The organism is Mycobacterium sp. 3-98 (assembly GCF_035918355.1).
Classification (GTDB): Bacteria; Actinomycetota; Actinomycetes; order Mycobacteriales; family Mycobacteriaceae; genus Mycobacterium; species Mycobacterium intracellulare.
On sequence record NZ_CP142360.1, the window covers coordinates 1,772,166 to 1,796,046 of the forward strand.

Sequence of the window (23,881 nt, forward strand, 5' to 3'; positions counted from 1 at the left end):
GTCACCGTCAGTGCAGCAGGTGCGCGGCGTGATCGGCCAGGTCGAGCAGCGGCTGCGGGAAGATGCCCAACACCACGGTGACCGCGGCGCAGACCGCGATCGCGGCCTTGCTCAGGATGCCCGGCGCCACCACGTGCGGGGTGTCCTCGGTGGCCTCGGTGAAGAACATCGACACGATCACCCGCACGTAGAAGTAGGCGGCGACACCGCTGGCGACCACACCGACGATCACCAGGGGCGCGGCGCCCCCCTGGGCGGCGGCCTTGAACACGGCGAGCTTGCTGACGAATCCACTGGTCAGCGGGATGCCGGCGAACGCCAACAAGAACATCGAAAACATCACGCCCACAATGGGGGAGCGCTGTCCCAGCCCGGCCCAGTGCGACAGCGCGGCATCCTCGACACCGTCGTCGTCGCGAATCAGGCCCACGATGGCGAACGCGCCCACGGTGCTGAAGCTGTAGGCGAGCAAATAGAACAATGTGGAGGAAAGTCCGGTGTGGTTGTCGGCGATGACGCCGGTGAGGATGAATCCGACGTGGGCGACCGAGGAGTAGGCCAGCATCCGCTTGACGTCGGTCTGGTTCACCGCGGTGATGGTCCCCACCACCATGGTCAGGATGGAAATCGTCCACAGCACCGGCCGCCACTGGTCATGCAGCGGCGGCAGCGCCACGTAGATCACCCGAAGCAGCGCGCCGAACGCCGCCACCTTGGTGGCCGCCGCCATGAATCCCGTGATCGGGGTGGGGGCGCCCTGGTACACGTCGGGAATCCACGAGTGGAACGGAACGGCGCCGACCTTGAACAGCAGGCCGACCGACAGCAGCGCGACACCGACCAGCGCCAGCGAGCTGTCGCCGCGTGTGGCCAGCGCGTCGCGGATACCGGTCAGCAGCAGCGTGCCGGTCGCGCCGTAGAGCAGCGCCACACCGTAGAGGAAGAAGGCCGACGAAAACGCGCCCAGCAGAAAGTATTTCATGGCCGCTTCCTGCGACAGCAGGCGACGGTGGCGGGCCAGGCCGCACATCAGGTACAGCGGCAAGGACAACACTTCCAGCGCGACGAACATCGTCAGTAGGTCGTTGGACGCCGGAAAGACCATCATGCCGCCGACCGACAGCATCGCCAGCGGGAAGAGCTCCGTCTGGGCGGCTCCGGCCCGCTCGGCCTCCCGCTCCGCGTCACTGTCGGGCACCGCCGACGCCTGCGGGGTGAACGAGTCCAGGCCTCCCGTGCCGCCGGCGCCCGTTGCGACGGAAACCTTGCTCTCCGTTTTGGTTTGGGTCCGTTCGGCGATGAAGATGACGGCCATCACCGCGACCAGCAGCACGGTGCCCTGCAGGTACAGCGTCGGACGGTCGATGGCCATGGCGCCCAGGACCGCGGCCCGCCCCGAGCTCTTGATCGAGCGGCTCACGGCGACGACGGCGACGAACGCCGCGATCAAGCCGCCGAGGGCCAGCGTCACCTGGCCGGCGTAGCGGATGCGCCTGGGCAGGAACGCTTCGGCGAGGACCCCCACCACGGCGATGCCGAACACGATGAGGGTCGGGGACAGCAGGAAGTACTGGATGCTGGGGGTGGGGAGGGTCATCGCGGTCCTTCAGCGGTCCGGGCTTGGGCCGGCCTGGGATTGCCCACCACCGGCACCGTTGGTTTGGGGTCGTGCTGGCCGATGGTGGTCATGGTGTTCTCGACGGCCGGATTGATGATGTCGAGGACGGGCTTGGGATAGATCCCGAGCACGAGCAGCAGCGCGATCAACGGTGCGACGACGATCAATTCGCGCGCCCTCAGGTCGCCGATCTTCTCGTTGCCGGTGGCCACCGGCCCGGTCATCACGCGCTGGTAGAGCCACAGCATGTACACTGCCGACAGCACCAGCGCGGTGACGCCGAATCCGGCGGCCAGCCAGTACCGGTTGAAAGTTCCCAGCAGGACCAGGAATTCGCTGATGAACGGGGCCAGGCCGGGCAATGACAGGGTGGCCATGGCGGAGACCAGGAAGGTGCCCGCCAAGATGGGCGCCACCTTCTGCACGCCGCCGTAGTCGGCGATCGCCCGGCTGCCGTGCCGCGAGATCAGGAAGCCGGCGATCAGGAACACCGCCGCCGTGGACAGCCCGTGATTGAGCATGTACAGCGTCGACCCGCTCTGGCCCTGGCTGGTCATCACGAAGATGCCGAGGATGATGAACCCGAAGTGCGAGATCGACGTGTAGGCGATCAGGCGCATGATGTCGGTCTGGCCGATGGCGACGATCGCCCCGTAGACCACCCCGATGACCGCCAGCACGACGATAAGCGGACGGAAATACGTTGAGGCATCGGGGAACAGCTGCAGGCAGTAGCGCAGCATGCCGAAGGTGCCGACCTTGTCCATCACGGCCATCATCAGCACCGCGGTGGCTGGGGTGGCCTCGACCGCGGCGTCGGGCAGCCAGCGGTGGAACGGCCACAGCGGGGCCTTGATCGCGAACGCGAACATGAAGCCCAGGAAGAGCGCCTTGAACACCGCGGAGTCCGCCCCGTAGCGCCCGGAGGCGACGCCGGCGACGATCTCACGGAAGTCGAACGTGCCCGACCCGTGCTGCGAGGTCACCACGTACAGCCCGATCACCGCGGCCAGCATGATCAGCCCGCCGAACAGGTTGTACAGCAAGAACTTCACGGCCGCACGTGAGCGGCCCGACCCCCCGCCGAAGCCGCCGATCAGGAAGTACATCGGGATGAGCATGGCTTCGAAGAACACGTAGAACAGCAGCACGTCCAACGCGATCACCGAGATCAGCACCATGGATTCGATGGCCAGCGTCAGCGCGACGTAGGCGTGCACGCCGCGCGTGCGCTGGCCCCCGTCGTTCCAGCCGGCGATCTGCAGCACCGGGATCAGCACCGCGGTCAGCAGCACCAGCACCACCGCGATGCCGTCGACGCCCAGGGTGTAGCCGGCCCCGAAAGCCGGGATCCACTGGTGCTTTTCGACGAACTGATACGGGGCGCCGCCGGTCTTGAACCCGAGGGTGACGACGATCGCGACCGCCAGGGTCGCGATGCCGAACACCAGGCCCGTCCACTTGGCGAGCTGCCGCAGCCCGGGTGGCATCAGGATGATCAGCACCGCTCCGGCCAGCGGCACCAGCCACAGCACGCTGAGCCACGGAACCGAGGTCATCGGGTTCACCACAGTTTCACCGCCAGGATCAGCGCGACCACCAGCACCGCGCCCGTCAGCATCGACAGTGCGTAGTTGCGGGCGAAGCCGGTTTGCAGGCCTCGCAGCCGATTCGACGTCTGGCTCACGAGCGCCGCCAGCGCGTTGACCGAGCCGTCGACGCCCGCGTTGTCGACTTCGACAAGCGCGTGGGTCAGTTGCGCACCGGGGCGCATGAACACCTCCTCGTTGAGGGCATCGCCGTAGAAGTCCTTGCGGACGGCCGTCGTCAGGGCCGAGACCGACAGCGGGGCCACCCGGGGGATGTCCGCGGTGGCGTAAAGCCGGTAGGCGACGGCGATCCCGATGGCGACCACACCCAATGCCAGCGCGCTGCTGACCCAGACCGGGAACGCGTGGGTGACTTCTTCGTGTTTCCCGACGACCGGTTCGAGCCAGCGCGCCAAGGTGCCACCGACCGCGAGCAGGCCGCCGGAGAACACCGAGCCGATCGCCAGCAGGATCATGGGCCACGTCATCAGGCCGGGCGCCTCGTGCGGGTGGGCGCCGGGCGCCCAGCGCTTTTTACCGAAGAAGGTCATCAGCATGACGCGGGTCATGTAGAACGCGGTGACGCCCGCCCCCAGCAGCGCCGCCCCGCCCAGCACGTAACCCCTGACGCCGCCGGCGGCCAGCGCCGCCTCGATGATGGCGTCCTTGGAGAAGTAGCCCGCGAAGGGCGGCACACCGATGATCGCCAGGTACCCCAGGCCGAACGTGGCGAACGTGATCGGCAACGCGGCGCGCAGGCCGCCGTAGCGGCGCATGTCCTGCTCTTCGTCCATCGCGTGGATCACCGCGCCGGATCCCAGGAACAGCCCGGCCTTGAAGAAGCCGTGGGTGAGCAGATGCATGATCGCGAACGCGTAGCCGGCCGGGCCCAGGCCCGCGGCCAGCACCATGTAACCGATCTGGCTCATCGTCGAGGCCGCCAGCGCCCGCTTGATGTCGTCCTTGGCGCAGCCGATGAAGGCCCCGAGCAGCAACGTGACCGCACCCACGACGACCACCGCCAGTTGCGCGTCGGGCGAGAGGTTGTACAGCGGGTTGGACCGCACGATCAGATACACCCCGGCGGTCACCATGGTGGCGGCGTGGATCAACGCGGACACCGGGGTGGGGCCCTCCATGGCGTCACCCAGCCAGGCCTGCAGCGGCACCTGCGCGGATTTGGCGCAGGCGCCCAGCAGCAGCAACAGCCCCATCGCGGTCAGCGCGCCCCGCCCTGCGGCCGGCGCCCCGGCGAACACCCCCGCGTACGACAGCGTGCCGAAAGTGCTGAACATCAAGAACATTCCGAGCGCCAGCCCCGCGTCGCCGACCCGGTTCATCACGAAAGCCTTCTTGGCGGCGGTGGCGGCGGTCGGCTTGTGGTACCAGAACCCGATCAGCAGGTAGGACGCCAGGCCCACCCCTTCCCAGCCGACGTAGAGCACCGCGTAGTTGTCGGCGACCACGAGCAGCAGCATCGAGGCAAGGAACAAGTTGAGGTAGCCGAAAAAGCGCCGGCGATCGGGGTCTTCGGCCATGTAGGCGACCGAATAGATGTGGATCAGCGAGCCGACCCCGGAGATCAGCAACACGAAACACACCGACAGCTGGTCGATCTGGAGCCCGAGGTCGACCTGGAGCTGGCCGACCGGAATCCAGCTGAACACCTTTTGGTGGATGACGCGGTCGTCGGCGGGGCGGCCGAGCAACTCGCCCAGCAGGCTCAGGCCCAGGGCGAATGCCGCCAGCGCGGTGGCGCAGCCCAGCCAATGCCCCCAGCGGTCGGTGCGCCGCCCGCCGAACAGCAGGATGGTGGCACCCGCTAACGGCAGCGCGACCAGCAGCCAGCTGTATTGAGTCCCAATAAGATTCGTCACGTGGCGCTCTTCAGCCTTTGAGTAGGTTCGCGTCGTCGACGGACGCCGATTTGCGGGCACGGAAAATGGTCATGATGATGGCCAGGCCGATGACCACCTCGCAGGCGGCCACCACCATCGTGAAGAACGCGATCATCTGTCCGTCCAGGTGGCCGTGCATCCGCGCGAACGTGACGAACGCGAGGTTGACGGCGTTGAGCATGAGCTCGACGCACATGAACATCACGATGGCGTTGCGGCGCAGCAACACACCGGCGGCGCCGATGGTGAACAGCAGCGCCGAAAGGTACAGGTAATTAGCGGGATTCACGACAGACCGCCTTGTGACAGACTCGAGCTTGCCTCGGGGGACTGGGTCTTCTTGCCGTCGGCGCCGCGGCTTTGCAGCATCGGCGACACCGACAGCTTCGAGTACGAGCCGTCCGGCAGCAGCGCGGCCACGTCGACGGCGTTGTGGCGGGCGTACACGCCGGGGCCGGGCAGCGGGGTGGGGTGCCCGCCGGGCTGGAATCGTTCCTGGGAGAGCTCGCGTTGCGTCTTGCGGCGTTCGAAACGCTCGCGATGCGCCAGCACCATGGCCCCGACGGCCGCGGTGATCAGCAATGCGCTGGTGAGTTCGAATGCCCACAGGTAGCGCGAAAAGATCAGCGCCGCCAGCCCTTCCACGTTCCCGGCGGCGTTCGCGGTGGTCAGCCCGGCGAAGCCGCCCGTGGCCACGTCGCCGATGGCGGCGATGAGCAGGATGCCGAATCCGACACCGGCGGCCACCGCGGCGACGCGCTGGCCCCGCAGCGTCTCCCGCAGCGATTCGGCGGAGTCCACGCCGATGAGCATGAGCACGAACAGGAACAGCATCATGACCGCGCCGGTGTAGACGACGACCTGAACGACGCCCAAGAACAACGCGTCCTGGATCATGTAGAACACCGCCAGGATGATCATCGTCATGGCCAAAAACATCGCCGAGTAGACGGCGTTGACCGCCAACACCACCCCGAGCGCACCGATCACCGCCAGCGCCCCCAGCACCCAGAACGTCACCGCTTCGCCGGTGGAGGTTCGAGCGATGGTGTCGTGGGCGAAACTGGAGGCCATCACGGACGTGACGGCGTGGCCCGCGAAACCGGTCACCGGGAGTCTCCGGCGTGCTGGTTGTCCCGCAGCCCGTGTGCGGTCACGTTGCCCAGGTAGTAGTCCTTGTCGGTGGCGCCCTCGGCCCTGGGATGCGGCGGCGCGAGCATGTCTTGCAGCAGCGGAGCCAGCAGCCGGTCCTTCTCGTAGATGAGGTCGGCGCGATTGTCGTCGGCCATCTCGTAGTCGTTGGTCATCGTCAGCGCCCGGGTCGGGCAGGCTTCGATGCACAGGCCGCAGCCGATGCAGCGCAGATAGTTGATCTGATACACCCGGCCGTAGCGTTCCCCGGGGGAGTACCTGAGTTCCTCGGTGTTGTCGGCACCCTCGACGTAGATCGCGTCGGCTGGGCACGCCCACGCGCACAGTTCGCAGCCGATGCACTTCTCCAGGCCGTCGGGGTAGCGGTTCAGCTGGTGACGCCCGTGATAGCGGGGCATGACCGGGCCCGGCTTTTCCGGATACTCCTCGGTCACGCGCTTTTTGAACATCGATCCCAGCGTCACGCCGAATCCGGCCACGGCGTCCAAGAATTTAGCCACGTGCTTCCTCCTTGCTCGCCGCCGCCAGCGACTTCATCTCTTTCGCCGGCAGCGGCGGTGTCGGGAATACCGGTGTGGAGATCGATGCGGCCGGCAGCTTCTTCGCCTGACGCCGCAGCTGGCGCTCCAGCGCGCGAATCCCCGGCGCGCTGAACGGTTTTCGCAGCAACATCACCAGGACCGTGGCGAACACGATGCTGCTCACCACGAGTACCGGGGTCCAGTGCTGATACCCCTGGTTGCGCAGTGTGCGGACCACCGCCGCGATCAGCACCCAGACCAGCGAGGCCGGGATCAAAAGCTTCCAGCCCAGGCCCATGAACTGGTCGTAGCGCAGCCGGGGCAGCGAGGCCCGCAGCCAGAAGTAGATGAACAAGAAGGTCCACATCTTGGCGGTGAACCACAGCACCGGCCACCACCCGGTGTTGGCGCCGGCCCACATGTTCAGCGGCCACGGCGCATGCCAGCCGCCGAAGAACAAGGCGGTGGCGAGCGAGGACACCGTCATCATGTTGACGTACTCGGCCAGCATGAACATCGCGAACTTCAGCGACGAGTACTCGGTGTGGAATCCCGCGACCAGTTCACCCTCGGCCTCGGGCAAATCGAAGGGCGCCCGGTTGGTTTCGCCGACCATCGAGATCAGGTAGATCACGAACGACGGCAGCAGCAGGAACACGTACCAGACCCGGTCCTGTGCGGCGACGATCTGTGACGTCGACATGGAGCCGGCGTAGAGGAACACCGCCGCGAACGACAGTCCCATCGCCACCTCGTAGGAGATGACCTGGGCGGTGGAGCGCACCCCGCCCAGCAGTGGATAGGTGGACCCGGATGCCCAGCCGCCCAACACGATTCCGTACACCCCGATGGCCGACAGCCCCAGAATGAACAGCACCGCGACGGGGAGGTCGGTCAGTTGCAGCGGCGTCCGGTGGCCGAACACCGACACCACCGGGCCGAACGGGATGAACGCGAAGGCGGTGAACGCCGGGATCGTGGAGATGACCGGCGCCGCGAAGTAGACGAACTTGTCGACACCACCGGGCGTGATCGTTTCCTTGAGCGCCAACTTGATTCCGTCGGCCAGGCTCTGCAGGACGCCCCAGGGTCCCGCCCGGTTCGGTCCGGGCCTGCGCTGCATCCAGCCGAGGATCTTGCGTTCGAGCAGGATCGCGACGAGGACGTTGAGCATGAGGAACACGAAGATGGCCAGCGCCTTGCCGAGCACCAGCCACCAGGTGTCGTGCCCGAAGACCGTCAAGCCGGTGGTCATGTGCGCCGCTCCTCCTCATCGCTTCGCTCTGCATCGTCGCCGGCGCGAGTCATTTGCCCACTCCGATTTTCACTGTGCTGCCGGGGGTTGCCCCGAGCTGGCGGTGCACCGCCGACGCCGACGAGTTGAGTGGGAGCCACGCCACCCGGTCGGGCATGTCGGTGACGAGCAGCGGCAGGCTGATGGACCCGCGTGACGTGCTGACGGTCACCGCGTCGCCCTCGGCGGCGCCGATCTCGGCGGCCGTGTCGGCGGACAGCCGCACGACGGATTTGCGGGCCGTTCCCGCCAGATGTGGCTCACCGTCCTGCATTCGGGCGTTGTCCAGCAACATCCGCCAGCCGGCCAGCACCGCCTCGCCAGCGCCGACCTCGGGTGGCTGCGGCGCCGCGACGTCCGGGCTCGCGGGGCGCTTGCCGTCCCAGTGCCGCAGCGCGGCCAGTTCTTCGCGGGCCGCGTCGACGGTGGACATGCCCAGGTAGACGCCCATCTCGTCGGCCAGCGCATCGAGCACCTGGTGGTCGGACTGGGTGGCGTCCTGGGTGTTGCGCAGCGCGGCGTCGAAGGGCCGGAAGCGGCCCTCCCAGTTGACGAACGCGCCGGCCTTCTGTGTCGTCGACGCGACCGGGAACACCACGTCGGCGCGCTGCGTGACGGCGCTGTCCCGCATCTCGAGGCTGACCACGAAGCCGGCGCCGTCCAGCGCCGCCAGCACCGCTTCGGGGTCGGCGAAGTCGTCGGGCTCGACGCCACCCACCAGCAGCGCGCCCAGCGTCCCGTCGGTGGCGGCGGCCAGGATGCCGTCGGCGTCACGCCCACGGCCGGAGGGCAATTCGGACACGTTCCAGGCCCGCGCCACCTGCGCCCGGGCGGTCTCGTCGTCCACCGGACGGCCGCCGGGCAGCAGCCCGGGCAGCGCACCGGCCTCCAGCGCGCCCCGCTCGCCGGCGCGCCGCGGCACCCAGGCCAGGCGGGCGCCGGTGGTATCGGCGAGCCGCGCCGCAGCGGACAATCCGCCCGGCACGGTGGCCAAGCGTTCGCCGACCATGATGACCGCGCCGGGGGTGGACAGCAGGTCACCCACCTCGCCGGTGGCCAACCCGTCCAGCGCCGCGGCTTCGGCGCCGGGCACGGTCTTGATCAGCCGGCCGGACATCTTGTCCAGCGCCCGGGTGGCGAACGGCGCCACCGCGTAGACGGGCAACCCGCGTTTGCGGGCCGCCTTGCGCAGCCGCAGGAACACGATCGGCGACTCGTCCTCGGGCTCGAACCCGGCCAGCACGACCACCGGCGCCGACTCCAGGTCGGCGTAGCTGACGGTCATCGGCCTGCCGGCGATGCGGGCCGCCAGGAAGTCGGCCTCCTCGGCCGAACTCGGCCGGGCGCGGAAGTCGATGTCGTTGCCGTCCAGCACGATTCGCGCGAACTTGGAGTAGGCGTAGGCGTCCTCCAGGGTCGCGCGGCCGCCGACCAGCACCCCCGTGCGCCCGCGCGCCGCCTCGAGGCCCTGCGTCGCGACGGCGATCGCGTGTGACCACGAGGTCGGCTGCAGCGAGCCGTCGGCGTCGCGAACCAGGGGAGTGGTGATCACGTCGGGCTGGGTCGCGTAAGTGAACGCCCACCGGCCCTTGTCGCAGTTCCACTCCTCGTTGACTTCCGGGTCGTCGCCGGCCAGCCGGCGCAGCACCTTGCCGCGGCGGTGGTCGGTGCGCTGTGCGCATCCGGAGGCACAGTGTTCGCAGACGCTCGGGCTGGAGACGAGATCGAACGGACGGGCCCGGAAGCGGTAGGCGGTCCCGGTCAGCGCGCCCACCGGGCAGATCTGCACCGTGTTGCCCGAGAAGTAGGAGTCGAACGGCTCGTTGGCGTAGATGCCGACCTGCTGCAGGGCGCCCCGCTCCTGCATGTCGATGAACGGGTCGCCGGCGATCTGTTCGGAGAACCGCGTGCAGCGCGCGCACAGGATGCAGCGCTCGCGGTCGAGCAGCACCTGCGAGGAGATGTTGATCGGCTTGGCGAAGGTGCGCTTCTCGTCGGTGAAGCGAGAATCGGCCCGCCCGTTGGACATTGCCTGGTTCTGCAGCGGGCATTCGCCGCCCTTGTCGCACATGGGGCAGTCGAGCGGATGGTTGATCAGCAGCAGCTCCATCACGCCGTGCTGCGCCTTGTCGGCGGCCTCGGAGGTGAGCTGGGTGCGCACGACCATGTCGTCGGTGGCCACGGTGGTGCACGAGGCCATCGGCTTGCGCTGGCCCTCGACCTCGACCAGGCACTGGCGGCACGCGCCGACCGGCTCCAGCAGCGGGTGGTCGCAGAACCGCGGGATCTGGATGCCCATCAGCTCGGCGGCCCGGATCACCAGAGTTCCCTTGGGAACGCTGATTTCGATGCCGTCGATGGTCAGCGTCACCATCTCCGGCGGACGCACTTCGTCGCCGGTCTCGGTTTTGGCAAGGCTCGTCATCAGCTCGTCATGCCTTTCCGTTCGGTATCAGCATGGAGTCTCGTGGGTCGAACGGGCATCCGCCGCCCTCGACATGGGCGACGTACTCGTCGCGGAAGTACTGGATCGACGACATGACGGGGCTGGCGGCGCCATCGCCCAAGGCGCAGAACGCTTTACCCAAGATGGAGTCGGAGATGTCCAGCAGCTTGTCGAGGTCCTCGTGCGTGCCCGTGCCGGCCTCCAGCCGCTCGTAGATCTTGTCCAGCCAGAAGGTGCCCTCGCGGCACGGCGTGCATTTGCCGCACGATTCGTGCTTGTAGAAGTACGTCCAGCGCTGCACCGCACGCACCACGCAGGTGGTTTCGTCGAAGATCTCCAGCGCCTTGGTGCCCAGCATCGAGCCGGCGCCGCCCACGCCCTCGTAGTCCAGCGGGACGTCGAGATGCTCGTCGGTCAGCAGCGGGGTCGACGAGCCGCCGGGCGTCCAGAACTTCAGCCGGTGGCCGGCCCGCACCCCGCCGGCGTAGGCGAGCAACTCCCGCAACGTGATTCCCAGCGGGGCCTCGTACTGTCCGGGGCGGGTGACGTGCCCGGACAGCGAATACAGCGTGAAGCCCGGGGATTTTTCGCTTCCCATCGAGCGGAACCAGTCCACGCCGTTGCCGATGATCGACGGCACGCTCGCGATGGTCTCGACGTTGTTGATCACCGTGGGGCAGCCGTACAGGCCGGCGACGGCGGGGAACGGCGGGCGCAGCCGCGGCTGGCCGCGTCGGCCTTCCAGCGAATCCAGCAGCGCGGTCTCCTCGCCGCAGATGTACGCGCCGGCGCCCGCGTGCACGACCAGCTCCAGATCGAATCCCGAGCCGTTGATGTCGCGGCCCAGGTACCCGGCGGCGTACGCCTCGGCCACCGCGTTCTGCAGGCGGCGCAGCACCGGCAGCACCTCGCCGCGCACATAGATGAACGCGTGGTTGGCCCGGATCGCGTAGGCGGCGATGATGACGCCCTCGACGAGGACGTGCGGTGTCGCCAGCATCAGCGGGATGTCTTTGCAGGTACCGGGTTCCGACTCGTCGGCGTTGACCACCAGGTAGTGCGGTTTGGCGGCCGCGCCGGTGTCGCCCTGCGGGATGAACGACCACTTGGTCCCGGTCGAGAAGCCCGCGCCGCCGCGCCCGCGCAGCCCGGAATCCTTCACCACCCCGATCACCGCGTCCGGCTCCATCGCCAGCGCCTTCTTCATCGCCTCGTAGCCACCGTGCCGACGGTAGGTCTCAAGCGTCCAGGACTCGGGGTCGTCCCAGAAGCGGCTGAGCACCGGAGTGAGCGGCGTGGCGCCGGACGTCTCGGAAGTGGTTGTCATGGCTGGCCTTCCGGCGCGCCGGGCGCCTGCATGCCGTGTTCCTTGGCTACCTTCAGGCCGGCCAGGGTCGCCGCACCGGCGCCTCCCTGCCCCTGGTCGGGCCGCTCGTCGGGCAGGCCGGCCAGGATGCGCGACGTCTCCCGGAAGGCGCACAGCGGCGCGCCGCGGGTCGGGGCCTTGGGCTCACCGGAACGCAGCGAGTCGACGAGTTCGCGTGCCGATTCGCAAGTCTGGTTGTCGAAGAACTCCCAGTTGACCATCACCACGGGCGCGTAGTCGCAGGCGGCGTTGCATTCGATGTGTTGCAGAGTGACCGATCCGTCGGCGGTCGTCTCGTCGTTGCCGATGCCCAAATGTTCTTTCAGGGCATCGAAAATGGCGTCGCCGCCCATGACGGCGCACAGCGTGTTGGTGCAGACGCCTACCAGGTAGTCGCCGGTGGGGCCGCGGCGATACATCGTGTAAAAGCTCGCCACGGCGGACACCTCGGCTCCGCTGAGTCCCAGCTGCTCACCGCAGAACTCCAGGCCCGCCGGCGTCAGGTAGGAATCCTGCGCCTGCACCAGGTGCAGCAACGGCAGCAGCGCCGAGCGCTTCTCGGGGTAGCGGCCCATGATCTCCTTGGCGTCGACCTCCAGCCGGGCCCGCACCTCGGGCGGATACGACGTGGGCGCGCCCTCGACGACGAACGCGTTGGGCTCGTCCGGCGGCGGGCCGAGCCGCAGGAAGACTGGCTGTCCCTGCGGGCCGGTCACCGGTCCACCCCGCCCATGACCGGGTCGATGCTGGCGACCGAGGTGATCAGGTCGGCGACCAACCCGCCCTCGCACATCGCGGCGACCGACTGCAGGTTGGTGAACGAGGGGTCTCGGTAATGCACTCGGTAGGGCCGGGTGCCGCCGTCGCTGACCATGTGCACGCCGAGCTCCCCGCGCGGCGACTCGACCGCGGTGTACACCTGGCCGGGCGGAACCCTGATGCCCTCGGTGACCAATTTGAAGTGGTGGATCAAGGCCTCCATCGAACCGCCCATGATCTTGGCGATGTGCTCCGGCGAGTTGCCCATGCCGTCCGGCCCCACCTTCAGGTCGGCCGGCCAGGCGATCTTGCGATCCTCGACCATGGTCGGGCCGGGCTTCAACTTGTCCAGACACTGCTCGACGATCTTGATCGACTCCCACATCTCGTTGACACGAATCATGTAGCGCCCGTAAGCATCACACGTGTCTTCGGTGATTACGTCGAATTCGTAGTTTTCATATCCGCAGTACGGTTCGCTCTTGCGCAGATCGTGCGGCAGCCCGGTGGCACGCAGGATCGGCCCGGTGATGCCCAGCGCCATGCACCCGGTCAGGTCCAGGTAGCCGACGTCCTGGGTGCGGGCCTTCCAGATCGCGTTCTCGTTGAGCAGACCGCTCATCTCGCGCAGCACTTCCCGCAGCGGTTCGAGGGCCTCGGCGATCTCGGTCTGCGCGTTCGGCGGCAGGTCCTGGGCCACGCCGCCGGGCCGGATGTAGTTGCTGTTCATCCGCAAGCCGGTGATCGATTCGAACAGGGTCAGCACGATCTCGCGGCCCCGGAAACCGACGAACATCGGGGTCATGGCGCCCAGTTCCATGCCGCCGGTGGCCAAGGCCACCAGGTGCGACGAAATCCGGTTGAGCTCCATCATCAACACCCGGATGACGTCGACGCGCTCGGGTATCTGGTCGGTGATGCCGAGTAGCTTCTCCACGCCCAGGCAGTAGGCGGTCTCGTTGAAAAACGGTGCGAGGTAATCCATCCGGGTCACGAAGGTGACGCCCTGGGTCCAGTAGCGGTATTCGAGGTTCTTTTCGATGCCGGTGTGCAGGTACCCGATGCCGCAGCGGGCGTCGGTGACCGTCTCGCCCTCGATTTCCAGGATCAGCCGCAGCACCCCGTGCGTGGACGGGTGCTGGGGCCCCATGTTGACGACGATGCGTTCGCCGGGATCGGCGTTGCGGGCGGCTTCGACGACCTTGTCCCAGTCCTGGCCGCCGGCGACCACGAGTGTCTCGCCGGCGCCGTCGTGCGTCGATTCGGTGGTGGTGCTCATCAGTTGTACGCTCTCCGCTCGTCGGGCGGGGGGATCTGTGCGCCTTTGTATTCGACGGGAATTCCGCCGAGAGGGTAGTCCTTGCGCTGCGGATGTCCGTGCCAGTCGTCGGGCATTTCGATGCGGGTCAGCGACGGGTGACCGTCGAAGATGATGCCGAAGAAGTCGTAGGTCTCACGCTCGTGCCAGTCGGTGGTCGGATAGATGCCGAACAGCGACGGGATGTGCGGATCATCGTCGGGCGCAGACACTTCCAGGCGGACGCGGCGGTTGTGCGTGATCGATTGCAGCGGATAAACCGCGTGCAGCTCGCGGCCGGCCTCGTGCGGGTAGTGCACCCCGCTGACGCCCAGGCACATTTCGAAGCGCAGTTGCGGTTCGTCGCGAAGGCGCTGGGCGACCTGCGGCAGCGCCTCCCGGCGCACATGCAAGGTGAGCTCGTTGCGGTACACCACCACTTTTTCGATCGCGTCCGTGAATTCGACGCCGCCCTTTTTCAGGGCCTCGGCCAGTCCGTCGACGAGCTCGTCGAAGTAGCCGCCGTAGGGCCGCGGGCTGCTGCCCGGAAGCAGGACTTCGCGCACCAGCCGGCCGTAGCCGGACGTGTCACCCGAGCCTTGGACGCCGAACATGCCGCGGCGCACGTCGATGACTTCTTCGTCGGCGCGGCCGATCGCCTCGTGTGGATCCTGATTCGGCGAACTCATCGCAGCAGTCCGCGCATCTCGATGGTGGGCCGGGCCGACAGCGCCGCCTGCTCGGCCTCGGCGATGGCGTCTTCCCGGTTGACGCCCAGCGGCATCTCCTGAATCTTCTCGTGCAGCTTCAGGATTGCGTACAGCAGCATCTCCGGCCGCGGCGGGCATCCGGGCAGGTAGATGTCCACCGGGACCACGTGATCCACGCCCTGGACGATCGCGTAGTTGTTGAACATTCCGCCCGACGACGCGCACACGCCCATGGCGAGCACCCATTTCGGCTCGGCCATCTGGTCGTAGATCTGCCGCAATACCGGTGCCATCTTCTGGCTGACCCGGCCGGCGACGATCATCAGATCGGCCTGCCGGGGGGTGGCCGAGAAGCGTTCCATGCCGAACCGAGCGATGTCGAATCTTGGCCCGGCGGTTGCCATCATCTCGATGGCGCAGCAGGCCAACCCGAATGTCGCCGGCCACAGCGAGTTCTTGCGGACATAGCCCGCCACCTTCTCGACCGTGGACAGCAGAATCCCGCCGGGCAGCTGTTCCTCAAGACCCACGTCTTACCTCAATCCCACGTCAGGCCGCCGCGGCGCCACACGTACGCGTAGGCCACGAAGACCGTGAGCATGAACACGACCATTTCGACCAGAGCAAACGTGCCCAACGCGTCATAGCTGACCGCCCACGGATACAGGAACACGATTTCGATGTCGAAGACGATGAACAGCATCGCGGTCAGGTAGTACTTCACCGGAAACCGCTGTCCTGCCGTCGCATGCGGCCCGCTCACCGAGGTCTCGGTGGGCTCGATCCCACACTCGTAGGCCGCCATCTTCGACTTGTTGAACCGTGACGGGCCCGCCAGGCTCGCGATCACCACCGAGCCCACGGCAAAGGCCGCGGCGATCGCACCGAGCACCAGGATGGGTATGTAGACGTTCAATTCGCTCCATGATCCGTCGTACGAGCCGCCTGCAGCGGCCAGGCGGTAACCGGGCTGCTGTGACGAACTGGGTCTGAAGCCCGTCACAGTGATCTTCAACATAGCGTCGCGGCGCGCGGTGCGCTTGCCCGGGGTGGGCGTTTTGCACTATTGGGGGGCCGCGCGCGTGCTGTGCTGCGCGAACTCGGACCGGCGCCGGTGGTCAGAACCGCCGCAGGCGGTCAGCGGAAGGCAAAAGCCGCGGCATGGCCGCGGCGAGGAGAAGGTCAGCGAACCGGGGTTCGCAGCAAATTGAGGACCGTGCGGCCCAGCAGGATGGGGTCGATGGGATGTGGCACCGCACCCTCGGCGCGCGACCAGGATGCCAGCCACGCGTCGTCGGGACGCCCGGTGAGCACCACCAGCGGTGGGCAGGTCTCGAGTTCGTCTTTGAGCTGTTTCGCGATTCCCATGCCGCCCGTCGGGGTGGCCTCGCCGTCCAGGATGGCCAAGTCGATGCCGCCCTCGTCCATCGTGCGCACCACCATCGGACCGGTCGCCACCTCGACATAGCTCAACTCGGGCAAATCCGGGTGCAGCTGCTTGCCGAGCGCGCGCATCACCCGTTCGCGGGTTTGGGCGTTGCTGCTGTAGACGAGGATCCGCAGGGCGACGCTGGATTGGGGGAGGCTGTCGGACACGGTGCAGATGCTACTGGGGTCGCTGCGGGTTTATCGCCGGTGCCCGCAGAAATCTCATCGCGATTCGCGCACGAAGATGGCTTCCGCCGCCGCGGTCACCGTCGGGCCGATCATGCCGAGCCGGTTCCAACCCAGGTCGAACCGGGCACGATCGAGCGTGGTCTCGCCGGCGACGCGGACCGAGCCGTCGTCGAGTTCGGAGATCGTGACGGGCAGCGGCAGCTCCGCGGTGATGCCCTTGATGGTGAAGTTGGCCCGAACGTCGGCGGCCTTGCCCGTCGTGGGGCGCAGCGCGGTGACGACGACGCCGATCTCGGGAAAGCGGTCCACGTCGAAGAAGTCCGCCGAGCGCAGGTGTTTGTCGCGGCGGCCGATCCCGGTGTCCAGCGAGGCGGCCCGGATGTCGACGCGCCCGAAAACCGCTCCCTTGCCGGTCAGTTGGCCGTCGCCGGTGAAGTCGGTGAAGCGGCCCTTGACGTTGACGAGCCCCCACATGTTGCGGCCCTTGAACGTGATGGCCGAGCGATCCAAGACCAGGTTCCACCCGCCGGCGAGGTCGGGATCGTGAAGCAGTGTCTCCAAAGTCGTCATCGTCACCCCCATGTCTGGTGGCGAATCTAGTCTCAATCCAGCAACGGCGCGATCCCGGCGGGGTCGAAATATTCGTCGATGCGCTCGATCCGGCCGTCGGTGCCCACCCGGATCACGATGCACACGCGCAGCGAGATCGATTGCCCCGCATGCCCGGTCGCGTGCAGGACGTGCTGCTGGACGAAGCCCTGAGCGGACCCGTCGTCGAAGAGCTGCCGGTCGAGAATTTCGTAGCGGCGCTGCGTGGTCGCGCCGATGAACCACTCGATGACCCGCATCGCGCGGGCCTTGTCGTCCGTTTTGAGGGGGTCGTGGCGCGAGCCGACGCGCCATACCGCGATGTCGTCGCTCCACATCGCGCCGACCGCCGCGACATCGCCTCGCTCGATCGCCGTGAACAGGCGGTCGGCGGCCTCGATGACCGTTTCTGCGCGGGACGCGGGCATGGCGGTGGCTCCTATTCGCTGTCGTATCCGGGGTGGGCGACGGCGAGCCGGCGCCGTACCAGGGTGCGCAGGCAGGCCGTGACGTCGGCCGCCCGGTCGTCCATCTCGCCGGACCGGATCGCGGCGGCCAGCTGGTCCTCGTCGGCGACACCCAGGCCGGCCAGCGCCGCACGGGATTCGGCCCCGCTGTCGTCGAGTAGTTCGCGCTCGACGATGCGCAGGGCGTTGGCCGCCACCCTGGCGTGAAAGTTGACCTGGCCGTCGGTCGCGGCCCGGACGTCGGTCTCCAGGAATTCGGCCACCGCGGCCACGAGTTCGGCCGCCCGCGGGCGGCCGTACGCACCGCTCACGGGGCCGCCCGGCCCCGATTGCCCGCCTCCTCCTCGCGCCGCCGCGCGGCGCCCATCGTCGGCGGGCGCGAGCAGGTTGAGCAGGTCCCACTCGGTCTCGCAGACGCGGCGCCCGATGGTGGCCAGCTCGACCGAGCGGTGCTGACCGCTCAGATGCCGTTCCGCCTGGAATCGGCAGATGACACCCCAGCGCAGCGTGGCCAGCACCAGCCACCAGTGAAACGCCACCCGGTCGACGGTAGTCGCGCCGGCCTGCTCGTAGGCCCGCAGGAAGCTCTCGATGCTGCCGAGGCCGCCGGCGCCCAGGCTGGCCGGGGCGCCGAATCGCCAGGCCCTAATGCAGAACCACGCCAGGTCTTCGTACGCCTGGCCGACGTGCACCAGTTCCCAATCCAGCACGGCGGCAAGGTCGGATCCGTCGACGATGAGGTTGCCCATCCGGAAGTCGCCGTGCACCAGCACCGCCGGCGTCGGGTCGGGCCGGTTTGCGGCCAGCCAGCGAAACCCCCATTCGAAGGTGGCGGTGGTGTCGCCCATGTCGTCAAGGCGCCGGCGCCATTCGTCGAGCTGGTCCTCGTGGGCCAGGCCCGGGCCGTGTGGGTCGGCGCGGTGAATGGCGGCCGCCGCCTGCGCGCACTGCTGCAGCAATCGGGCGCGGCCGGCGTGCCCGTCACCGGAGTCGAGCCGGCGTTGGATGCGCCGCACGATGGTCTCGCCCTTGATCTCATCGCAGATCAGAAACGGATTACCCAGTGCCGCAGGCGAATCGTCGGCGATCAGGACGTGGGGGACCGGAGCTCCGGCGGCCGCGGCGGCGGCCTGGGACCGGGCCTCGAGTTCCATGCCGGCATGCACGTCGTCGGGCGGACCGGTGCGCAGGATCAGCGAGCGGCGTTGCGCGCCGGTCACGGCCTCGAACGCCCAGGTGGTTCTGCTGGCGCCGCCGGTCAGCGCGCGCAGGTTCTCGACCGCCGTGTCGGTGCCGATGGCCGACGTGAGCACGGCGGCGAGTTTGGCGGTCAGCTCGGCCGACTCGTCATCGTGCATCATTTTCGGCCGAAGTTGAACAGCCGCTGCGCCACCCGGCGAATCTGGATCTCTTCGGCGCCCTCGGTGATCCGGTAACGACGGTGGTGTCGGTAGATGTGCTCGAACGGCTCGTGCCGGCTGTACCCGAGGCCGCCGAAGATCTGCATGGCCCGATCGGCGGCGTCGCAGACCAGGCGATTGGCGCGGTAATTCGCCATCGACACCTTGTCGGAGACCTCCATGTGGTGGTCGCGGTCCAGATGCCAGGCGGCGTATTGGACCAGCAGGCGCACCATCTGTGCTTCGGTCTGCAACTCGGCCAGCGGCCACTGCACCGCCTGGTTGACCGACAGCGGCTTGCCGAACACAGTTCGGCCGCCGGCGTATTCGGCGGCGCGGTCGATGCAGTATTGCGCGGCGCCCAGGCTGCTGGCCGCCTGCCGAATCCTGTTCTCGTGCAGGAAGGTTTGCGCCACCTCCAGGCCGCGATCCACCTCGCCGAGCACCGCGTCCGCGGGCACCCGAACGTCGGTCAGCTCGACCTCGCCGTGGTCGGTGGGCATGTTGAACGTCCACCAGTAGTACGGAACGTCGAACCCCGGCGTATCGGTCGGCACCAGAAACGCGGTGATTCCGCGTGCGCCGCCGGGCTCCCCGGAGGTGCGGGCGAAGACCAGGTCGTGGGTGGCGCGGTGCACGCCGGTGTTGAACCGCTTGGAGCCGTTGATCACCCAGGTGTCGCCGTCACGTTCGGCGTGTGTTTCCAGCCAGGTGGCATCCGAGCCGTGCTTGGGCTCGGTCAGTCCGAACGCCATCGAACGTTCCCCGGTGATCAGCGCTTCCGACCACACCCGGCGTTGCTCGTCGGTGCCGAAGCGCTCCATCATGATCACCTGCGGGAAGTTCCCGACGATCGACGACTCGTTCTGCAGGTCGTTGTGCAGGCCAAGTCCCTTGCGCGCCAGGTGTTCCCGGATGACGGCCATGTCGACGTTGCTGCCGTCGCGGCCGCCGAGCGAGGCCGGCAGGCCGTAGCGCAGCCAGCCCGCCTTGTCGGCGCGCCTGCGCATCTCGGCGAGCAGGTCCTCCCACTCGCGGGTGGGAATGCCGTCGTTGTCCCAATCGGTGCGCGCGTGCTCGCGGCGCTGGTCGAAATACTGGATGTTCTCGCGTTCCAGCGGTTTGATCTCGGTCTCGATGAACTCGTCCATCTCGGCGAGCACACCCGGAAGGTGCTCGGGCAGCGTGAAATCCATGGTTTTCTCCTTATGCGCCGTACAGGGTTCTCTTCCAGATCGTCGACAGCGTGGCGATGGCGTCCTTGTCGCTGATCTTGATGCCCAGGTTGGAGGGACCGACGAACACGGTGGTGAAGTTCTCGAACAGCAGCGCGATGGCCGCCGCGGTGTGTTCGGGGTTCAATTCGGCGCCGTAGCCCTGCTCCTGGGCGCGGCGCACCGAGGCCGCCACGAGATCGATGCCCAATCGCCGGAATTCGTTCTGCACGGCGGCGAACCGGCGCTGGGTGGCGGCCAGCTGGGCCACCGCGATCATGATCCCGATGTTCTGCTTGAACATGTTCCAGTAGCCGGTGACCACCGAGGTGAAAAAGGCGTCGTCGTCGGGGGCGTCGGGCAGGTGAACACTGGCCCCCGACGGCGTCACCACCTCGTGCAGGAACGATTTCGCCAGCGCCGCCAGCAGGTCTTCCTTGTCGGTGAAGTAGCGGTAGAACACCGCCGGCGATTTCCCGGCGGCCGACGTGATGTCGGCCACCGTGGTGCCGTGAAACCCCCGTTCGGCGAACAGTTTACGGGCGGCCTGCTCGATGGCCTGCCTGGTTTGGCGGCCTTTGGCGGTCAGCTCGCGGGTTGCCTCCGGGGCGGACATCAATTCTGTATCCGGTCGCCGGCGCGCAGCAGGGAGCTCGGTAAATCGTGGCCCACCAACGACTTCGCCACGGCGGCCGCGGCGATGGCGGCTTGCAGGTCGACGTCGACGTCGACACCGCTGTCGCGCAGCAGATACACCAGGTCCTCGGTGGCGATGTTGCCCGTGGCGCCCGGGGCGAACGGGCAGCCGCCCAGCCCACCGACCGAGGCGTCCAGCCGGGTCACCCCGGCGGTGACCGCGGCGTAGGCGCTGGCCAGTCCGGAGCCGCGGGTGTTGTGGAAGTGGCCGCCCAGCGGCATGTCCCCGATGACCGGACGCAGTTGCGCGATCAGCGAACTCACGCGGCCCGGGGTGGTGGTGCCGATGGTGTCGGCGATCGACAGCCGGTCGGCGCCGCGCTCGCGTGCGGCCGCGGCGATGTCGAGCACCCGCTGCGGCGGGGTGGGGCCTTCGAACGGCGAATCCCACGCGGTGGCGATGACGACCTCGACGGTGACAGGGACGCCGGTGGGGCCGTCGTGCGCGATCGCGACGATCTCGTCGATCTGGTGGGTAGCCTCCGCGCTGGTGCGCCCGACGTTGGCCTCGCTGAAGGTGTCGTCGGCGGCCACCACGTACTCGATGGAGCGCAGGCCCGCGGCGACGGCCCGCCTGGCCCCGTTCGGGCTGGCGACCAGGGCGGAGAATTCGATGTCGGGGTAGTCGTGCAGGTGGGCGGCGAGCTCGGCGGCGTCGGCCATCGACGGCACCTTCGTCGGGGAGACGAACGCGGTGGCCTCCACCTCGCGGACGCCGGTGGCCGCCACCGCGGCCAGCAGTTCGAGCTTGGCCGACAACGGGATTGGCGCCTCGATCTGCAGGCCATCGCGCAGGGCCACTTCTCGAATCTGGACATGCTGGGTGGTCATAGCACCTCCTGGGCCCGCAGCTCCTCGAGTTCCGCGGCGGTCTTGCCCAGCAACCCGACGTAGACGTCGTCGTTGTGTTCGCCCGGACGCGCCGGGCCGGCGTTGCGCAGCCGGCCCGGAGATTCCGAGAGCACCGGAACGATGCCGGGTCCGAGCACATTGCGCTGCAACCGCTCGTCGTAGTGCTCGACCAGCATGTCGCGGGCCCGCAGCTGCGGGTCGTTGACGACCTCGGCGACCGTGTTGATGGGACCCGCGATCACCCCTGCGGCGGAAAGGGTTTCGATGACCTCGCCCGGCTGGCGTTCGGCCGCCCAGCAGCCGATGATGTTGTCGAGCTCGTCCTGGTTGCGGCCGCGCGCGACGTGCGTGGCGAACCGGTCGTCGGTGGCCAGCTCCGGGCGCCCCATGGCCTTGCACAGCCGGGCGAAGACGGTGTCCTGGTTGGCGGCGATCACCACCCACGAGCCGTCGGCGCTGCGGTAGATGTTGGACGGGGCGATGCCCTCGAGCCGGGTGCCCGACGGTCCGCGCACCACGCCGCCGACGTCGTAGTCGGGGATCGTGGATTCCTGAACGGCCAAACAGGATTCGGTGAGCGCGACGTCGACCACCTGGCCGCGCCCGGTCACGCTGCGGCGGTACAGCGCGGCCAGCGCTCCCTGGGCGCCGAACATGCCCGCGAGGCTGTCGCCGAGCGAGAGCGCCAGCCGGGGCGGCGGGCCGCCCGGGAAACCGTTGAGGTGTCGCAGTCCGCTCGCCGCCTCGGCGACCGACGCGTAACCGGCCTTGGACGCGTCGGGTCCGGTCTGTCCGTAACCGGAGACGCGCACCAGGATGATGCCGGGGTTGCGCTCGGACAGCACGTCGTAGCCCAGGTTCCACTTCTCCAGGGTGCCCGGGCGGAAGTTCTCCACCACGATGTCGGATTTCTCGACGAGCTCGCAGAACAGTTCGCGGCCCTGGGGGTGGCGCAGGTCGAGGGTGATGGCTCGTTTGTTGCGCGCGTGCACCGTCCAGAAGACGTGCTGCCCGTCGACTTCGGCCTGGCCCCAGGTGCGCAACGGGTCCGGGGCCTTGGGAAGTTCCACCTTGATGACGTCGGCGCCCATGTCGCCCAGCAGCCGCCCGGCGAACGGGCCGGCGATCAGGGTGCCCAGTTCGAGCACCCGGACGCCGTCCAGCGGACCTGTGGGAATCACTCGGCGCTCGCGAAGTCGTGCCGGACGAGCCAGTCCGTGACGATGGTGACCGCCGTGCGCAGCGCGTCACGCTGGTCGGGTCCCGCGTAATAGTGTGTGGCGCCTGGGATTTCGTGTATCTCCTTGTCCGGGTGCCCGATCGCTTCGAAAAGCCGGCGGGTGTGGCTGGGTGTGCACGCGTCGTCGGCCAGGTTACCGATCACCAGCGCCGGGATCGCGATATCGGGCCCGCAGGACACCGCGTCGCCGCGGGCGTCGTCGTAACTCCACTGCGAGAGCCAGCCGCGCAACGTGGAGAACCGGGCCAACCCGACGGGGCTCATGTTCACCACTTGAGGATCCCCCAGGTAGCAAGTCCCCGGGGCGCGTTCGTTGGGATCGACGGTCGGGTCCAGCCATCGCGGGTCGGCCATGGTGCCGTGCACGACGAACCCGAACTCGTCGTCCGGCCGGCCGGCGGCCCTCAGCTCGGCCAACTTGTCTTTGACCCAAGCGGTGATGCGGCGGTTGCGGTCGATCTGCGCCTGCCGGTACCGGGCCAGGAATTCTTGGCTGTAAGGCGGCTGGTTGGGGTTGTCGGGGTTGTACAGGTCAAGCTCGGGATCGCGCTTGGTCGGGTCGGATTCGTCGAGGATCGATGCGTCCAGCCACTCGGTCAGCGTGCCGTGCCGGCTGATGTGCGCGGCCAGCAGCATGATGCCGTCGGCGGCGGGCAGGTCGAGTTTGGTCAGGTCGGGGCCGTCACCGGTCGGGCTGGAGGTGATCGTCGGATTCTGCGCCTGCTGCTGGTAGAACACCGACAGCGAACCGCCGCCACTCCATCCGGCCAGCACCACCTTGGAGTACCCCAGCCGTTTCTTGGCGTCCTTGATGCACTCGCCGAGGTCCTCGACCACCTTCTCCATCAGCAGCGCCGAGTCGGTGCCGCGGAAGCGGCTGTTGCAGTAGATGACGTGATGACCGGCGCGGGCCAGGGCATTGATCATCGGCAGGTAGGCGCCACCGCCGATCGGGTGCATGAACACCAGCACGGTGTCCGACGGATTGTCCCTGGGCTTGAGCAGGTAGCTTTCCAGCACGGTGATCTCGGCCAGGCCGCCGTAGACGTCCCGGACACCGGAATTGTTCTGGAAGGCAACGAGATAGGGGATGCGATCGTACTCGTGCTTCTTGGGTTTCACGGCGTGCGTCATTAGCGCCGCTCCTCCTCATCGCG

The 23,881-nt window shown here is 67.9% G+C and carries 23 protein-coding genes; all 23 read right to left on the reverse strand.

The genetic code is table 11. The annotated features are described in order from the left end of the window. Window positions 1–7: 7 nt before the first annotated feature. Window positions 8–1,597: an NADH-quinone oxidoreductase subunit NuoN gene (gene nuoN, locus QGN30_RS08665; protein WP_009952984.1), complete on the reverse strand. Its 1,590-nt coding sequence runs from the start codon at window positions 1,595–1,597 to the stop codon at window positions 8–10. Beyond that, window positions 1,594–3,177: an NADH-quinone oxidoreductase subunit M gene (locus QGN30_RS08670; protein ID WP_029384252.1), complete on the reverse strand. Its 1,584-nt coding sequence runs from the start codon at window positions 3,175–3,177 to the stop codon at window positions 1,594–1,596. The genes nuoN and QGN30_RS08670 overlap by 4 nt, the downstream gene beginning before the upstream one ends. A gap of 5 nt (window positions 3,178–3,182) precedes the next feature. Then, complete coding sequence (gene nuoL / locus QGN30_RS08675; RefSeq protein ID WP_248923191.1) at window positions 3,183–5,084, reverse strand: NADH-quinone oxidoreductase subunit L; 1,902 nt, start codon at window positions 5,082–5,084, stop codon at window positions 3,183–3,185. 10 nt (window positions 5,085–5,094) lie between these two features. Then, window positions 5,095–5,394 (reverse strand): NADH-quinone oxidoreductase subunit NuoK, encoded by a 300-nt coding sequence (gene nuoK, locus QGN30_RS08680; RefSeq protein WP_008259456.1) that lies wholly within the window; start codon window positions 5,392–5,394, stop codon window positions 5,095–5,097. After that, window positions 5,391–6,179, reverse strand: coding sequence for an NADH-quinone oxidoreductase subunit J (locus QGN30_RS08685; RefSeq protein ID WP_029384250.1), 789 nt, complete (start codon window positions 6,177–6,179; stop codon window positions 5,391–5,393). The genes nuoK and QGN30_RS08685 overlap by 4 nt, the downstream gene beginning before the upstream one ends. 32 nt (window positions 6,180–6,211) lie before the next feature. Next, window positions 6,212–6,706, reverse strand: a complete 495-nt coding sequence (gene nuoI / locus QGN30_RS08690; protein ID WP_230487587.1) for an NADH-quinone oxidoreductase subunit NuoI — start codon at window positions 6,704–6,706, stop codon at window positions 6,212–6,214. A 43-nt stretch (window positions 6,707–6,749) separates the two neighbouring features. After that, window positions 6,750–8,021, reverse strand: coding sequence for an NADH-quinone oxidoreductase subunit NuoH (nuoH, locus tag QGN30_RS08695; RefSeq protein ID WP_009952978.1), 1,272 nt, complete (start codon window positions 8,019–8,021; stop codon window positions 6,750–6,752). Between the two features lie 61 nt (window positions 8,022–8,082). After that, window positions 8,083–10,497: an NADH-quinone oxidoreductase subunit G gene (locus QGN30_RS08700; protein ID WP_248923190.1), complete on the reverse strand. Its 2,415-nt coding sequence runs from the start codon at window positions 10,495–10,497 to the stop codon at window positions 8,083–8,085. A 7-nt stretch (window positions 10,498–10,504) separates the two neighbouring features. After that, a complete protein-coding gene (nuoF, locus tag QGN30_RS08705) occupies window positions 10,505–11,845 on the reverse strand; it encodes an NADH-quinone oxidoreductase subunit NuoF (protein ID WP_009955121.1) in 1,341 nt (446 codons plus the stop codon). After that, the gene (nuoE, locus tag QGN30_RS08710; RefSeq protein WP_009955120.1) at window positions 11,842–12,600 is read right to left on the reverse strand and encodes an NADH-quinone oxidoreductase subunit NuoE; all 759 of its coding nucleotides are present in this window, start codon (window positions 12,598–12,600) and stop codon (window positions 11,842–11,844) included. Before nuoE ends, nuoF begins: the two co-directional genes overlap by 4 nt. Continuing rightward, complete coding sequence (gene nuoD / locus QGN30_RS08715) at window positions 12,597–13,922, reverse strand: NADH dehydrogenase (quinone) subunit D (RefSeq protein WP_008259439.1); 1,326 nt, start codon at window positions 13,920–13,922, stop codon at window positions 12,597–12,599. Before nuoD ends, nuoE begins: the two co-directional genes overlap by 4 nt. After that, entirely contained in the window at window positions 13,922–14,629 is a 708-nt protein-coding gene (locus tag QGN30_RS08720; protein ID WP_009955118.1) for an NADH-quinone oxidoreductase subunit C, read from the reverse strand. Before QGN30_RS08720 ends, nuoD begins: the two co-directional genes overlap by 1 nt. Continuing rightward, window positions 14,626–15,180 carry a NuoB/complex I 20 kDa subunit family protein gene (locus QGN30_RS08725; protein ID WP_008259437.1) on the reverse strand — a complete coding sequence of 185 codons (555 nt, stop codon included), beginning with the start codon at window positions 15,178–15,180 and terminating at the stop codon, window positions 14,626–14,628. Before QGN30_RS08725 ends, QGN30_RS08720 begins: the two co-directional genes overlap by 4 nt. Before the next feature lie 8 nt (window positions 15,181–15,188). Further along, window positions 15,189–15,566, reverse strand: coding sequence for an NADH-quinone oxidoreductase subunit A (locus QGN30_RS08730; RefSeq protein WP_008259436.1), 378 nt, complete (start codon window positions 15,564–15,566; stop codon window positions 15,189–15,191). A 266-nt stretch (window positions 15,567–15,832) separates the two neighbouring features. After that, window positions 15,833–16,246: an Rv3143 family two-component system response regulator gene (locus tag QGN30_RS08735; RefSeq protein ID WP_008259435.1), complete on the reverse strand. Its 414-nt coding sequence runs from the start codon at window positions 16,244–16,246 to the stop codon at window positions 15,833–15,835. Window positions 16,247–16,300: 54 nt separating this feature from the next. Next, window positions 16,301–16,837 (reverse strand): YceI family protein, encoded by a 537-nt coding sequence (locus tag QGN30_RS08740; RefSeq protein WP_029384835.1) that lies wholly within the window; start codon window positions 16,835–16,837, stop codon window positions 16,301–16,303. A gap of 32 nt (window positions 16,838–16,869) precedes the next feature. After that, window positions 16,870–17,283, reverse strand: a complete 414-nt coding sequence (locus QGN30_RS08745) for a nuclear transport factor 2 family protein (protein WP_009955114.1) — start codon at window positions 17,281–17,283, stop codon at window positions 16,870–16,872. Between the two features lie 11 nt (window positions 17,284–17,294). Next, entirely contained in the window at window positions 17,295–18,683 is a 1,389-nt protein-coding gene (locus QGN30_RS08750; RefSeq protein WP_014380850.1) for a phosphotransferase family protein, read from the reverse strand. Continuing rightward, window positions 18,680–19,918, reverse strand: coding sequence for an acyl-CoA dehydrogenase family protein (locus QGN30_RS08755; protein ID WP_009955110.1), 1,239 nt, complete (start codon window positions 19,916–19,918; stop codon window positions 18,680–18,682). The genes QGN30_RS08750 and QGN30_RS08755 overlap by 4 nt, the downstream gene beginning before the upstream one ends. A 10-nt stretch (window positions 19,919–19,928) precedes the next feature. After that, window positions 19,929–20,552: a TetR/AcrR family transcriptional regulator gene (locus QGN30_RS08760; protein ID WP_009955109.1), complete on the reverse strand. Its 624-nt coding sequence runs from the start codon at window positions 20,550–20,552 to the stop codon at window positions 19,929–19,931. Then, on the reverse strand, window positions 20,552–21,463 hold the full coding sequence (locus tag QGN30_RS08765) for a hydroxymethylglutaryl-CoA lyase (RefSeq protein ID WP_014380849.1): 912 nt from the start codon (window positions 21,461–21,463) through the stop codon (window positions 20,552–20,554). The genes QGN30_RS08760 and QGN30_RS08765 overlap by 1 nt, the downstream gene beginning before the upstream one ends. After that, the gene (locus tag QGN30_RS08770; RefSeq protein ID WP_009955107.1) at window positions 21,460–22,665 is read right to left on the reverse strand and encodes a CaiB/BaiF CoA transferase family protein; all 1,206 of its coding nucleotides are present in this window, start codon (window positions 22,663–22,665) and stop codon (window positions 21,460–21,462) included. The genes QGN30_RS08765 and QGN30_RS08770 overlap by 4 nt, the downstream gene beginning before the upstream one ends. Further along, window positions 22,662–23,858 (reverse strand): alpha/beta hydrolase family protein, encoded by a 1,197-nt coding sequence (locus tag QGN30_RS08775; RefSeq protein WP_009955106.1) that lies wholly within the window; start codon window positions 23,856–23,858, stop codon window positions 22,662–22,664. The genes QGN30_RS08770 and QGN30_RS08775 overlap by 4 nt, the downstream gene beginning before the upstream one ends. Window positions 23,859–23,881: the final 23 nt, after the last annotated feature.

Coding starts and splice junctions, on each gene's coding strand:
- QGN30_RS08755 (WP_009955110.1), bottom strand. CDS start 19,918: ATGGATTTCACGCTGCCCGAGCACCTTCCGGGTGTGCTCGCCGAGATG.
- nuoF (WP_009955121.1), bottom strand. CDS start 11,845: ATGACAACCACTTCCGAGACGTCCGGCGCCACGCCGCTCACTCCGGTG.
- nuoI (WP_230487587.1), bottom strand. CDS start 6,706: ATGTTCAAAAAGCGCGTGACCGAGGAGTATCCGGAAAAGCCGGGCCCG.
- QGN30_RS08700 (WP_248923190.1), bottom strand. CDS start 10,497: ATGACGAGCCTTGCCAAAACCGAGACCGGCGACGAAGTGCGTCCGCCG.
- nuoN (WP_009952984.1), bottom strand. CDS start 1,597: ATGACCCTCCCCACCCCCAGCATCCAGTACTTCCTGCTGTCCCCGACC.
- QGN30_RS08720 (WP_009955118.1), bottom strand. CDS start 14,629: ATGAGTTCGCCGAATCAGGATCCACACGAGGCGATCGGCCGCGCCGAC.
- QGN30_RS08775 (WP_009955106.1), bottom strand. CDS start 23,858: ATGACGCACGCCGTGAAACCCAAGAAGCACGAGTACGATCGCATCCCC.
- QGN30_RS08760 (WP_009955109.1), bottom strand. CDS start 20,552: ATGTCCGCCCCGGAGGCAACCCGCGAGCTGACCGCCAAAGGCCGCCAA.
- nuoD (WP_008259439.1), bottom strand. CDS start 13,922: ATGAGCACCACCACCGAATCGACGCACGACGGCGCCGGCGAGACACTC.
- QGN30_RS08745 (WP_009955114.1), bottom strand. CDS start 17,283: ATGCCCGCGTCCCGCGCAGAAACGGTCATCGAGGCCGCCGACCGCCTG.
- QGN30_RS08670 (WP_029384252.1), bottom strand. CDS start 3,177: ATGACCTCGGTTCCGTGGCTCAGCGTGCTGTGGCTGGTGCCGCTGGCC.
- QGN30_RS08685 (WP_029384250.1), bottom strand. CDS start 6,179: ATGGCCTCCAGTTTCGCCCACGACACCATCGCTCGAACCTCCACCGGC.
- QGN30_RS08740 (WP_029384835.1), bottom strand. CDS start 16,837: ATGACGACTTTGGAGACACTGCTTCACGATCCCGACCTCGCCGGCGGG.
- QGN30_RS08765 (WP_014380849.1), bottom strand. CDS start 21,463: ATGACCACCCAGCATGTCCAGATTCGAGAAGTGGCCCTGCGCGATGGC.
- QGN30_RS08750 (WP_014380850.1), bottom strand. CDS start 18,683: ATGATGCACGATGACGAGTCGGCCGAGCTGACCGCCAAACTCGCCGCC.